Origin of the sequence: Rahnella sp. WP5 (assembly GCF_000745615.1) — a bacterium.
Classification (GTDB): domain Bacteria; phylum Pseudomonadota; class Gammaproteobacteria; order Enterobacterales; family Enterobacteriaceae; genus Rahnella; species Rahnella aceris.
In genome coordinates, this window is sequence record NZ_KN050721.1 from 310,376 (window position 1) to 323,460 (window position 13,085).

11 protein-coding genes are annotated in these 13,085 nt (G+C 55.0%); 4 read left to right on the plus strand and 7 right to left on the minus strand.

The window, feature by feature from the left end:
• Positions 1-203: 203 nt before the first annotated feature.
• From EX31_RS22755 to ypfH, 4 genes are all read left to right on the plus strand, one after another.
• Complete coding sequence (locus tag EX31_RS22755; RefSeq protein ID WP_037036928.1) at positions 204-1,079, plus strand: KPN_02809 family neutral zinc metallopeptidase; 876 nt, start codon at positions 204-206, stop codon at positions 1,077-1,079.
• Positions 1,080-1,193: 114 nt separating this feature from the next.
• Positions 1,194-1,646, plus strand: coding sequence for a DUF441 domain-containing protein (locus tag EX31_RS22760; RefSeq protein ID WP_013576549.1), 453 nt, complete (start codon positions 1,194-1,196; stop codon positions 1,644-1,646).
• A 1-nt stretch (position 1,647) separates the two neighbouring features.
• A complete protein-coding gene (locus tag EX31_RS22765; RefSeq protein WP_037036931.1) occupies positions 1,648-3,633 on the plus strand; it encodes a tRNA(Met) cytidine acetyltransferase TmcA in 1,986 nt (661 codons plus the stop codon).
• Between the two features lie 108 nt (positions 3,634-3,741).
• On the plus strand, positions 3,742-4,392 hold the full coding sequence (ypfH, locus tag EX31_RS22770; protein ID WP_015690286.1) for an esterase: 651 nt from the start codon (positions 3,742-3,744) through the stop codon (positions 4,390-4,392).
• Between the two features lie 79 nt (positions 4,393-4,471).
• On the opposite strand, the gene EX31_RS22775 is transcribed toward ypfH, so the two are convergent.
• The 7 genes from EX31_RS22775 to acrD form a co-directional block, all read right to left on the minus strand.
• On the minus strand, positions 4,472-5,572 hold the full coding sequence (locus EX31_RS22775; protein ID WP_013576546.1) for a phosphoserine transaminase: 1,101 nt from the start codon (positions 5,570-5,572) through the stop codon (positions 4,472-4,474).
• Between the two features lie 2 nt (positions 5,573-5,574).
• The gene (locus tag EX31_RS22780; RefSeq protein WP_231576103.1) at positions 5,575-6,855 is read right to left on the minus strand and encodes an ATP-grasp domain-containing protein; all 1,281 of its coding nucleotides are present in this window, start codon (positions 6,853-6,855) and stop codon (positions 5,575-5,577) included.
• Positions 6,856-6,984: 129 nt separating this feature from the next.
• Entirely contained in the window at positions 6,985-7,170 is a 186-nt protein-coding gene (locus tag EX31_RS22785; protein ID WP_013576544.1) for a YpfN family protein, read from the minus strand.
• 10 nt (positions 7,171-7,180) lie between these two features.
• Positions 7,181-7,855 carry a M15 family metallopeptidase gene (locus EX31_RS22790; RefSeq protein ID WP_037036933.1) on the minus strand — a complete coding sequence of 225 codons (675 nt, stop codon included), beginning with the start codon at positions 7,853-7,855 and terminating at the stop codon, positions 7,181-7,183.
• Positions 7,852-8,979, minus strand: coding sequence for a succinyl-diaminopimelate desuccinylase (gene dapE, locus EX31_RS22795; RefSeq protein ID WP_037036936.1), 1,128 nt, complete (start codon positions 8,977-8,979; stop codon positions 7,852-7,854). Before dapE ends, EX31_RS22790 begins: the two co-directional genes overlap by 4 nt.
• 1 nt (position 8,980) lies before the next feature.
• Positions 8,981-9,364 carry an ArsC family reductase gene (locus EX31_RS22800; RefSeq protein WP_015690283.1) on the minus strand — a complete coding sequence of 128 codons (384 nt, stop codon included), beginning with the start codon at positions 9,362-9,364 and terminating at the stop codon, positions 8,981-8,983.
• Positions 9,365-9,812: 448 nt separating this feature from the next.
• Positions 9,813-12,968: a multidrug efflux RND transporter permease AcrD gene (gene acrD, locus EX31_RS22805; protein WP_037036939.1), complete on the minus strand. Its 3,156-nt coding sequence runs from the start codon at positions 12,966-12,968 to the stop codon at positions 9,813-9,815.
• Positions 12,969-13,085: the final 117 nt, after the last annotated feature.

Here is a 13,085-nt window from a genome sequence, read left to right on the forward strand (position 1 = left end):
TTAGCCAGACTACGCAATCGTTTACGCGGTATGCACTAAACGGGTGATGGCCTCCGTCACCCGTTCTCTTTACTGCATTTAATTTTCCTGTTTTAACACTGATTCCTTTCATTTAATTCCTCCGCCACTAAACTTACGTCCTTTCGCAGATGGTATTAACTGCGTGTGCTGGCTAGTCTTAAAAAAACAGGTTGGAGGTATCTATGCGTTGGCAAGGGCGTCGTGAAAGCGACAATGTAGAAGACAGACGCGGACAGGGATCTAACGGCGGCGGTTTAGGCGGCGGAGGAATGCGCCTGCCGATCCGTGGGAAAAGCGGTATCGTGATCATCATCGTGGTGCTGGTTGCCGGGTATTACGGTATCGACCTCACTCCGCTGATTGACGGCGGTCAGTCCGGCGGCATGCAGCAGCAAACACAGTCACAATCCATCAGCCCGAAAGATGACGAGCAGGCAAAATTCACCTCGGTGACCCTCGCTTCGACGGAAGACACCTGGAAAGAGATTTTCCAGCGGCAGGGCATGACTTATCGTGAACCCAAACTGGTGATGTATCGCGGCGCGACCCGCACCGGTTGTGGCACCGGCCAGTCAGTGATGGGGCCGTTCTATTGTCCGGCGGACAGCACGGTGTATATCGATCTGTCGTTCTATCAGGAATTGCAGAACAAACTCGGCGCGGGCGGTGATTTTGCGCAGGGCTATGTGGTGGCGCACGAAGTCGGCCACCATGTGCAGAATTTGCTGGGCACCGAACGCAAAGTTCGCGAGATGCAGCAGGGCGCGTCGCAGACTGTGGTAAATCAGTTGTCGGTGAAAATGGAATTACAGGCTGACTGTTACGCCGGTGTCTGGGGACACGCGATGCAGCAGCAAAATGTTCTCGAAGAGGGCGATCTGAAAGAAGCGCTGGATGCCGCGCAGGCCATCGGCGATGACCGGTTGCAACAGCAAGGTCAGGGGCGCGTGGTGCCGGACAGCTTCACTCACGGTACTTCCCAGCAGCGTTATACCTGGTTCAAACGCGGCTTTGATACCGGTAATCCGGACCAGTGTAATACCTTTGCCAGCCGCTGATTAAGTGGCAGGAAGCGCTGGTCTGCTGCTAAAAACTGTTCAATAATCAATGACCGATCCAGAGAGGCTCCCCGGGCCTCTCTTTCATTTTCATGTTGAACCGCTGGGAATGCCATGGCTTTTCTCGATCCAACCCTATTGATCTTACTTGTTTTCGCCGGTCTGGGCATTATCAGCCACAACAGCGCCGTCACCATCGCAATGTTCTTCCTCCTCACGGTGCGTATTACGCCACTGAACAGTTTTTTTCCGTGGATAGAAAAATACGGCCTGACTATCGGCATTATTATTCTGACCATTGGCGTGATGGCGCCGATTGCCAGCGGAAAAATCAGCGCCAGCACCATGGTGCATTCTTTCCTCCACTGGAAATCTATTGTCGCCATTCTGGTGGGTGTGCTGGTGTCGTGGCTTGGCGGACGTGGCCTGACGCTGATGGGTACGCAGCCGCATCTGGTGGCTGGCCTGTTAGTCGGCACCGTGCTGGGCGTGGCGTTGTTTAAAGGCGTACCGGTCGGGCCGCTGATTGCTGCCGGTCTGTTATCGATGATTGTCGGGAAAACCTGACATGTCTGCGACGTTGCTACAGCAGCAGATGCAGCGGCGGGGTGTCCGGCGTTTGCTGGTATTCAGTGGCGGGACGCAGTGGTGTGAACAACAGGCTGTCCTGTTCTCTGCCCAAAGTGCCGGTGACTGGCTGTGGCTGAGTGATTCACCGCCTGATGGCGTCACATCCTGCCCGCCTTCAGTTGCGCAGACGCTGCTCGGACAGGACATTTTTCACGGTGTGTTTGATGCGCGTTATGGCCTCAATACCGAGGCGCTGGCGGTATTTTCCGGCACATTGAAAGCCGGAAGCTGGCTGATTCTGCTAATACCGGAATGGAACGCCTGGCCTGGCACGCCGGACGCGGACAGTCTGCGCTGGAGCGAACAACCGCAGGCGATCCCGACGCCGCGTTTCATCCGCCGTTTCCGATCTTTGCTCGAACAAGATCGCAACATTACGGTTTGCCGGCAGGATCAGCCGTTTGATATCCCCCCGCTGCCAGCAGCACCCGACTGGCTGCCACCCGACGGCCAGCCCACCGCTGAACAATCGCAGATTTTACAACAACTGATGCAGGCTCAGTCCGGCGTATGGGTGCTGACGGCTGCCCGTGGCCGTGGCAAATCGACGCTGGCGGGAATGCTTGCCAGACAGTGGCCGGGTACTTGCTGGGTGACCGCACCGGCTAAAACATCGGCCTGCCAGATTCTCAATCATCAAACAGAGTCTGCCCGCTTTATCGCGCCGGATGCGTTGCTTTCATTATGCCGCGAAGGCGCGGTAACGGACATTGACTGGCTGATTATCGACGAAGCGGCGGCAATTCCGACGCCGATGCTTTCGGAAATTATCGCGGCTTTTCCGCGTGTGTTACTGACCACTACGGTTCAGGGATACGAAGGCACCGGACGCGGGTTCTTACTTAAATTCTGTGCGTCCCTGCCGCGGTGGCATGACCTGCGTCTGAATTCCCCGATCCGCTGGTCATCATCCGACACGCTTGAGCCGTTTATCAGTCAGTTATTGTTGTTTGACGAGCATTTGCCTGTAGCAGAACAGACGGGCGGCACATCAGAAATTTTCTCCATTGATGCCGACGACTGGCTGAGTGAACCGGCGTTGTTAGAGGATTTCTACGGCCTGCTGACCAGCGCGCACTACCGCACGTCGCCGCTGGATCTGCGGCGTTTGCTGGATGCGCCGGGCATGACATTCAGCGCGTCACGACAGAAAAACACCCTGACCGGCGCGTTATGGCTGGTGGATGAAGGCGGGCTGAGTGCTCAACTGGCGCAGGAAGTCTGGGCGGGCAGGCGACGTCCGCGCGGCAATCTGGTGGCGCAGTCTCTCGCCGCGCACGCGGGTTTCCCCGAGGCTGCCGTTATGCGTTCACGGCGTGTCAGCCGGATTGCGGTACATCCCGCGTTTCGTCGTCGGGGTATCGCCCGTGATTTGTTAGCAGCGCAAAAACAGCAGGCGCGGCAGGCGGGGCTGGATTTCCTGTCGGTGAGTTTTGGCTACACGTCAGATCTGGCGTCATTATGGCAACAGGCCGGATTCCGGCTGGTGCGCGTCAGTATGCAGAAAGAAGCCAGCAGCGGCTGTTATGCCGCAATGGCGATATTACCGCTGAGCGCGGCGGGGCAGGCACTGGCGGACAGAGCCGTGCATCAGCTTGACCGTGACTGGCGCTGGCTGGCGCCTCAGATGGATTTAACCCTGCCGCTCGATACCACTGCGGATACGCAACCCGATGATGCCGACTGGCGCGAGCTGAACGGATTTGCGTTCGCCCATCGTCCGCTGGAAAGCAGTTTACCGGCGCTCAGTCGCCTTCTTTTACACAGTGCTTTGCCGCTGACCGCGTTGCGTGCGCATCTGCAACAGGGGCAAAGTGTCGCGCAAGTCGTCATGTCGCTGAAGCTTTCCGGCCGTAAAGCGCTGGTTTCGCGCTGGCGTGAGGAGACACGACAGGCGCTGAAAGCCGCGGGAATGGCTGAATAAATCAGCGGTTTCATTGCAAAAAATGGAAAGACTCGTTCAATAAAACCCGATTTCACTGACGGGCGGGCGGCGTATAGTGAACTCATTAAATGACAACGGGAGAGAGCAATGAGCTCAGAACAAATTATCGTCCAGCAGCCGGAAGAAATCGCTAACCAGCTGATTTTATTATTTCATGGCGTGGGGGATAACCCGATTTCTATGGGCGAAATCGGTAAGTTTTTCGCTGTTTCATTCCCGCAGGCGCAGGTGATAAGCGTCGGCAGCCCGGATATTTGTGATTTTGGCCGGGGCTTCCAGTGGTTTTCCGTGCAGGGCGTGACCGAACAAAACCGTCAGCCGCGAGTGGATGCCGCAATGCCAGCTTTTGTGCAGATTGTCCGTGACTGGCAGCAAAAAACCGGCGTTACGCCGGAACACACCACATTAGTCGGCTTTTCGCAGGGCACCATCATGGCGCTGGAATCGACGAAAGTGGAAGAGCATCTGGCGTCGCGCATTATCGCGTTCAGCGGGCGTTTTTCAACGCTTCCGGAAAAACCGATTGCCGCCGGTACGGTGGTGCATTTCATTCATGGCGAACAGGATCCGGTGATTAATCCGTTCCAGTCGAAAAGTGCGGCAGAACGTCTGAAATCATTGGGTTGTGAATGTACGCTCAATCTTCAGCCAGGTATGGGACACGGGCTGGATTCGCACATGATTAATACGGCGATAGCGCATTTGCAAAATTACGAACCGAAGTCGCATCAGCACTGATTTCATTGCCACTTTTATTGAAAAACGCCCCCGGCTGCATCACAACCGGGGGCGTTTTTTTAATGTCTGACTGAGGCGATTATTTGCGGTTTTTACGCATAAAATCATCCATGAAGTTCGTCAGTTTCTCTGCCGCTGGCAGTGACAGGGCGTTGTAGATAGAGGCACGGATGCCGCCAATCGCACGGTGCCCTGCCAGACCTGAGAAGCCAGCTTCCTGGCTTTCGGCCAGGAATTTCTTCTCCAGATCCGCATCCGGCAACTTAAACGCAACGTTCATGTGTGAACGGTCGGCTTTGCTGCTCCAGCCATTGTAGAAACCGTCGCTGTTGTCGAGCATTGCATACAGCAGTTCTGCTTTATGGCGGTTGGTTTGTTCCATATTTTCCAGACCGCCGACGTCGTTAAGCAGCCAGCGGGTGACCAGCAGCACCACATAAATCGCAAATACCGGCGGCGTATTGAGGTTGGAATGAGATTCCACCTGGCGGCGGTAATTCAGGAATGATGGCAATTCGTCAGACGACGCTTTCACCACGGTATCGTGCACCAGCACGATGGTGACGCCCGCCGGGCCGATGTTTTTCTGCGCATGAGCGTAGATGACTGAAAACTTATTGGCATCGCACGGTTTGGACAGGAAATCGGAAGACATGTCGCAGACGCGGGGTACGTCGTCGCGGCCCAAAACGCGCTGAAACTGTAACCCTTCCACTGTTTCGTTCGAGACATAATGCAGATAGGGCGCATCAGGCGAGAATGCCAGTTCTTCGTCAGAGGGCAGACGGTTGAATCCGCACGATTCGCCGCTCCACAGCACTTTGACCGGCCCTTCGCGACGCGCTTCGGTCACGACTTTACTGCTCCAGTAACCGGTATCCAGATATTCTGCCGCATGCTTCTGACCGCGCAACAGCGTCATCGGCACCATCGAAAACTGCTGCGTTGCGCCACCCTGCAGGAACAGGATATGGAAATCTTTCGACAAGCCGAGCAGGGTGCGGATGTTGTTTTCGGTTTCCTGCACAATGGCGGCAAACCAGTCTGAACGGTGGCTGATACCGAGGATCGACAGGCCAACTTCCGGCACTTCTTTTATCGCGGCTTCAACCTGAGTGAGAACGGTTTCCGGCAATGCGCCAGGGCCACCGGAGAAGTTCAGGGCGTTACGTGAAATCATGTTTATTCTTGTCCTTTAAACGCATCAGCAGAGGTGTCGGTGTGCGCAAAGGCACGGGATAACAGCAACTCGCGGCATGCTGTTTTAACTTTATTCATGTGGATTTTTTTGTGCGGGAACATCACTTCCAGATCCATTGCGTGCACCACCATCGCCGGATCAATTTCAAACACCAGCAATTCGCCGTCTGGCGTTTCGCTGCAATCGATGCCGAGATAGTCGAGCTGCGTGGTGTCATAAATCGCTTTCAGCGCCTGCTGGTGGCGGGTGGCAAATTCGTGGAAGTTGTTCAGGAATGCGGCTTCTTCTTCACGCTTTTGGATATCTTCATACATGAAGGCGTTAACGTAATGCACCATCCAGTGGGATGAAATCGCCATATGACAGGCATACGGCACGCCGTCGATCAACGAAATGCGGTACTTACGGAACTGACCGTCTTCATTGCTGTAATCAATAAACTGCGACAGGAAATAATCTTCAACCTGCACGCGGGTCAGATAATCAGCCAGTTCTTCCTGACCGGTGATTTTTTCCAGACCATGACCGCCGTGCGAACCCGCAGGGCGCAGGATCACCGGATAACTGCTGTCAGGCAGCGCAGCGTGCAGCGTGGTTTCTCCGGCAGCGACGGCAGATAACGCCGCAAACGTCATCGCATGCGCCTGGGCAATGGCTAAACCCGGTTGGTTTTGCAACAGGCGGCTGGCGGTTTGGCGTTCAGAACTCGGGATATGCTGTGGCGCATTGATCACCGGCACCGGCCAATGTTCCGTGACATTTTCCAGTTGCTGCAACAGGAACAGATTTTCGGTAGTGGCGCTGATGCCGACCATCAGTAAATCGTGTTCAGGGATCGGGGCTTCAAAAGGGGCTTCGGGCGTGATGTAGTAATAAATCAGCTCGATATCGCTGTTTTCCAGCAGGCAATCCAGCGGCACATTCGCGGAAAGCGTGCCGGGCACCATGAGCATCAGTAAGCGTAACTTCGCCGGTTGTAGCGCGGGGCAAAGGGTATAGACCTGTTGCATCGCCAGTGCCTGATTCTGAATCGTCAAACCCAGTTCAGTGCGTTGCAGGCACAGCATGACAGTGGAAAGGTTCATCCACAATACGGCGTCATCCGGGGTCTGTTGCGCACGGGTGATCAGTATCTGCGCGATGTCAGACCATTCCTCGCCCGCGATGCTCATACGTAGAAACGGAGCCAGACCCAGAAATTTCGACGCGTCAAAGCGTTCAGGCACTGCCTGATCCGCCCGGGTAATAGGTAATGTTTGCAAAGACTTGTTCTCTCCGTGCATCAGTTTCATGTTGAATGATAACGGCAGGAGGTAAAGTCAATCGGCGGAGAATCGCTAGATTATCCGCCGACTAATATTGATTAAAAGTGAGATGCTACCGGGGTGGGATTACTTTTTCTTTGGCCAGTCGTCATCTTTATCCCACTCGGCATTGTTGTCGCGATGCGGCGGGATCTCAGGTTTATCTTTCAGGAACTTTTTCACATCAACGCGGTTCAGCTCTTTGATGCCGCTGATAAACATGCCGACCAGAATGATCAGAACGATCCACCAGTAATCTTTAATCCACTCCATGGTGTACTCCTTAAAAGGGTGAGAGGGCGATAAATCGCGGGAAAAGAGTGTCCATTTGCCCGGCTAACCAGTCTGCAGCAGCGACGTCTTTTCCGGTCCAGGAACTGATCAACACCTGCGGCGTAAGCTGTTTTTCACATTCCGCCGCCAGCGGGCGGTAACTCAGATGCCAGGGTTCGACAGCCACACCGCCGCGATCTTCCGCATATGGCCGGTAAAAACCATATTCTGTCATATGCGCTGACATCCATTGGTTCAGCGGATAAAAATACCCGCCTTCTTCATATTCCCACGGCTCCAGTTGCAGCGTCTTACCCGCCGGTAACAATGAAGGATCGTACACATCCAGGTCACTGCCCCAATGATGACGGCTTGCGCCCGGCAGCGCAGACCAGCGCAAAATCAGCTCGCAACGTTCTGCTGTCGTCAGCGCGCTGACATCCACCGGCTGACTGTTCTTATCTAATACTGGTCGCTCGCCGCGAAATTTGCCATTCCAGATAGCCAGTTGCCGATCGAAATCACGAAAGGTGCTGGCCGGTTGCAAGTCAAAACCGGCTTCACGGGCTGCCAGACGCATTTTTTCGAATGCCTGCGCCGCTTCCTTCTGCAAACGATGCGGCCCGTCGCCGATAATCACCAGATGTGCAGCGGAGCGCCCGGTCAGCATCTCGTGAGTGATCATGCGACTAATTGTTCCATGATGCGCTGATACATGCGGCTGAGCACCTGCAGATCGGCGGCATGTACGCATTCATTGATTTTGTGGATAGTCGCGTTGACCGGCCCGAGTTCAACCACCTGCGCCCCCATCAGCGCGATAAAACGCCCGTCAGAGGTACCACCGGTAGTTTGCAGTTCCGGCGTGATTTCACTGTAATGGCGCACCGCATTGACTACGGCATCCACCAGCTCACCGCGTGATGTCAGGAATGGCTGGCCGGAAACCACCCAGTTCAGGGTGTATTGCAGGTTATGGCGATCCAGTAATTCGGCGACACGCTGTTTGATGATGGCATCAGTCAGCTCGGTGCTGAAACGGAAGTTGAACTGCACATAAAGTTCGCCCGGAATGACGTTGTTGCTGCCGGTGCCCGCGTTGATATTGGCAATTTGCATGCTGGTTGGCGGGAAGAATTCGTTACCATTATCCCACACGGTGGCGACCAGCTCATTCAGCGCGGGCATGGCGCGGTGTACCGGATTATCCGCCAGATGCGGATACGCCACATGCCCCTGAACGCCATGCACATGCAGGTTGGCGGTCATGGAGCCGCGACGGCCATTTTTCACAATATCGCCGACGCGCGTGGTGCTGGAAGGCTCGCCGACCAGACAGTAATCAAGGCGCTCATTGCGTGCCATCAGCGCGTTGACCACTTTGACGGTGCCGTTGACGGCGCTGGCTTCTTCATCAGAAGTGATGAGAAAAGCCAGACGACCCTGATGATGGGGATTGGCGGCGACAAACCGCTCTGCTGCTACTACCATCGCCGCCAGTGAGCCTTTCATGTCTGCCGCGCCGCGACCATACAACATGCCGTCGCGCAGCGTTGGCTCAAACGGGCCGGTAACCCACAGCTTGTGATCGCCGGTAGGGACCACATCGGTATGCCCGGCAAAGGCCAGAGTTTTGCCTTCACCACGTGTCGCCCAGAAATTCAGGGTATCGCCAAAATGCATCGGCTCAACGTGGAAACCAATGGCCTCAAGGCGGGCAATCATAATCTCCTGGCAACCCGCATCGTCCGGGCTGAGGGAAGGGCGGCGGATTAACTGTTGCGCTAAATCGAGAACCGGACAACTCATGTTACTTCACCTGTGCAAGGAATTGCTGATAGCTTTCTGGTTTGAATCCCAGCAGAGACTGGCCGTCTGGCGCCAGTAAAAACGGACGTTTGATGACAGCCGGATGTTCGAGCATCAGCGCTTTGGCGCTGGCTTCGTTATCACAGGCTGCGCGCGTGGCCTCATCGAGCTTGCGCCAGGTAGTGCCACGGGTATTGAGCATCGCTTCCCAGCCTTGTTTATCTAACAAATCCTGCAGCAACGCGGCATCCAGCCCTTCGACCCGATAATCATGAAACTGGCATTCAACACCGTTTTCTTCCAGCCAGCGGCGGGCTTTCTTAACGGTGTCGCAATTTTTTATGCCGTAGAGAATAAATGAGTTTTGAGCTGAAGTTGTTGCCATAGAAAAACGTAACCTGTCAGTAAAATAAGCGCTTTTTAGCTGCGCTGATAAGTGGCGTCAGAGAAGGACACATAATGAGGCAAAACGCCGGCAGGATCCAGACGGGGCGGGATTGTGATCGCGCTTAAAAATTAGTCACGGAGTTTTTGCATGGTCAAAAAATAAACGTATACTGCCAGCGTCCAATCAAGGGGAGTAAAATGTTAGAGCAAGAATTAGGTCACTGGAAAGACTTTATCGACCGTATGTTGAAAGCGTAATTGCCCACATCGTTACCGACAAAGCAAAGAAAAGATTTATTCTCAGTGCAGCACGTCATTATAAAAAACGTTTGTTCAGGAAGACCATTACGTTGCATTTAGCGACGATTCTCACAGCCAGTAAATCATGAATAAAAAAGGCGTTAATGTGAATTAACGCCTTTTTTGTTGCCTGCGATCCGGCGTTTTTACCGGTGTTCGGCGGGGGCCGTTTCCACGATATCAGCAATTACCGGTGCAGTGTGTTTGCCCGGAAAACGACGGCGGATCAACACAAAGAACAGCGGTACGAAGAAAATCGCCAGCACCGTGGCGGAAATCATCCCGCCGATCACACCGGTACCGACGGCGTGCTGGCTGCCTGAACCGGCCCCCATGCTGGTCGCCATCGGCAGAACGCCGAAAACAAATGCCAGCGAGGTCATCAGAATCGGACGCAGACGCATTCTGGCGGCTTCGAGCGTGGCCTCCAGCAGTTCCTTCCCGCGAACATTCAGGTCATTGGCAAATTCGACAATCAGAATGGCGTTCTTCGCTGACAAACCGATGATGGTCAGCATACCGACCTGGAAATACACATCGTTTTCCAGCCCGCGCAGCCAGGTGGCAATCACCGCGCCGAGCACGCCGAGCGGCACCACCAGCATGACGGAGAACGGAATGGACCAGCTCTCGTACAACGCCGCCAGACACAGGAACACCACCAGCAGGGAAATCGCATACAGCGCCGGTGCCTGAGAACCTGACAGTCTTTCCTGATACGACAGACCGGTCCATTCCAGACCAATACCCACCGGCAACTTCGCGACCAGTTTTTCCATGTCATCCATCGCAGTACCGCTGCTGATGCCCGTTGCCGGTTCACCGACAATTTCCAGCGCGGAATAGCCGTTGTAACGCTCAAGACGCGGCGAACCTGTCAGCCATTTCGACGTGGCGAAAGCGGAGAAGGGCACCATGGTTCCGGCGGAGTTTCGCACATACCAGCGGTCAATATCGTCCGGCAGCATGCGGTATTGTGCCGCGGCCTGCACGTAGACTTTCTTCACACGGCCACGGTCAACAAAGTCATTGACGTAGGTCGAGCCCCACGCGGTACTCAGCGTGCTGTTGATATCAGAGATAGCCACGCCCAGCGCCTGCGCTTTCACCTGATCGATATCGATCTGCAACTGCGGGCTGTCATCCAGACCGTTGTGACGCACGCGGGTCAGGTTGCTGTCTTTGGATGTCATGGCCAGCAACTGATCGCGCGCCGCCATCAGCGCATCATGACCAAGCCCGGCGTGGTCCTGTAATTCCATATCAAAGCCGGTGGCGCTGCCCAGACCGTTGATGGCGGGCGGGCTGCTGGCGATCACGCGCGCTTCGGTTATCTTGTTAAACGCTTTGGTCGCCCGCTCAATCAGTGCAAAGGAAGAATCACCGGCGCCGGTGCGTGCATCCCACGGTGTCAGGCGCACGAACATACGCGCAACGTTTTGCCCGTTACCGCCGGGGCCAGCACCGATGGTTGAGAACACCGAAAGCACGTCTTTCTTATCTTCAGTCAGGAAATACTTTTCGACCTTTTCCACCACTTTTTGTGTCTGCTGCAGCGTTGAACCCGGCGGCAACTGAACCTGAACAGTGAACACGCCACGGTCTTCCATCGGCAGGAAAGAGGTGGGCAGTTTGATAAACATCACTGCCAGCAAGGCGACCAGTGCGGCATATCCCAGCATATAACGCAGGCTGTTACGCAGAACCCGCGCCACGCCGTTTTCGTAGCGACGCGCGTTGCGGTCAAACATGCGGTTAAACCAGCCGAAGAAACCGCGTTTACCGTGATGATGTCCCTGCGCGACAGGTTTGAGAATGGTCGAGCACAGCGCTGGTGTCAGCGTCAGCGCGACGAACACTGACAGCACCATCGCCGAGACAATGGTGATGGAGAACTGACGGTAAATCGCGCCGGTGGTGCCGCCGAAGAATGCCATCGGCACGAACACCGCCGACAGCACCATGGTGATACCGACCAGCGCACTCTGAATTTGTCCCATCGATTTTCGCGTGGCCTCTCTGGGGCTGAGGCCTTCTTCACTCATCACGCGCTCGACGTTTTCCACCACCACGATGGCATCATCCACCAGCAGGCCGATGGCGAGCACCATCGCGAACATCGTCAGAGTATTGATGCTGTAACCGAACTGATGCAGCACGGCGAACGTCCCCAGCAAGACCACCGGCACGGCAATCGTCGGGATCAGCGTAGCGCGGAAGTTTTGCAGGAACAGATACATCACCAGGAACACCAGCACGATCGCTTCAAACAGCGTTTTCACCACGTCGGTGATCGCCGCTTTAACGAACGGCGTGGTCTCGTAAGCGATTTCGGCTTTCAGACCGTGCGGATAATAGTGAGAAAGCTCATCAAGGCGCGCACGGACGGCTTTGTCGGTTTGCAGTTCGTTGGCACCGGATGCCAGTTTAACGCCCATCCCTGACGCAGCCTGTCCGTTATAACGGCTGAGCAGGGCGTAGTTTTCCGCGCCGAGACCGATGGTGGAGACATCGCCGAGTTTGACCTGCGAACCGTCCTGATTCACCTTCAGGGTGATCTGGCGGAACTGTTCAGGCGTCTGTAACTGTGCCTGGGCATTAATGGTGGCATTCAGGGCCTGAAAATCCACCGAAGGTGCGCCGCCGAGCTGACCGACAGCAACCTGACTGTTTTGCGCTTTGATGGCGGTGACCACATCGGCGGTGGTCAGCTGGTAATTATTGAGCTTGTCCGGATCCAGCCAGATGCGCATCGCGTACTGTGAACCGTAAGCATCAATGCTGCCGACGCCGGGCACGCGGCTCAGCGGATCCTGAATGTTGGACGCCACATAGTCGGCGATATCCTGCTTATCCATGCTGCCGTCAGTGGAGACAAACGCCACCATCATCAGGTTAGTGTCACCGGTTTTTGACACCGTCACACCCTGCGTCTGCACGTCCTGCGGCAGGCGTTTCAGCGCCTGCTGCAACTGGTTTTGCACCTGTTGCAGCGCTTCGTTGGGATCGGTACCGGCGGTAAAGCTCAGGGTTATCTGCGACTTACCGTCGTTACTGCTTTGCGATGACATGTACATCAGATTATCGAGGCCGGTCATGTTCTGTTCGATAATCTGGGTAACGGTATTTTCTAATGTTTGTGCTGATGCGCCGGGATAGGTTGCAGAAATCCTGACGTTTGGCGGAGCCAGATCAGGATACTGTTCAACCGGCAGAAAATAGATCGCGAGTGCGCCGGACAAGGAAATGATGATCGCTAAAACCCAGGCAAAGATTGGGCGATCGATAAAAAAGTTAGCCATGCTTCAGGAACCTCGTTGTCACTCTGGCGTGAGTAACTAACATCAGCAAACAAACAGAACGTCAGTAATCTGACAAAAAAATCCCCTGAGCGCTATTTTCTCATAGGCAGTCTCAGA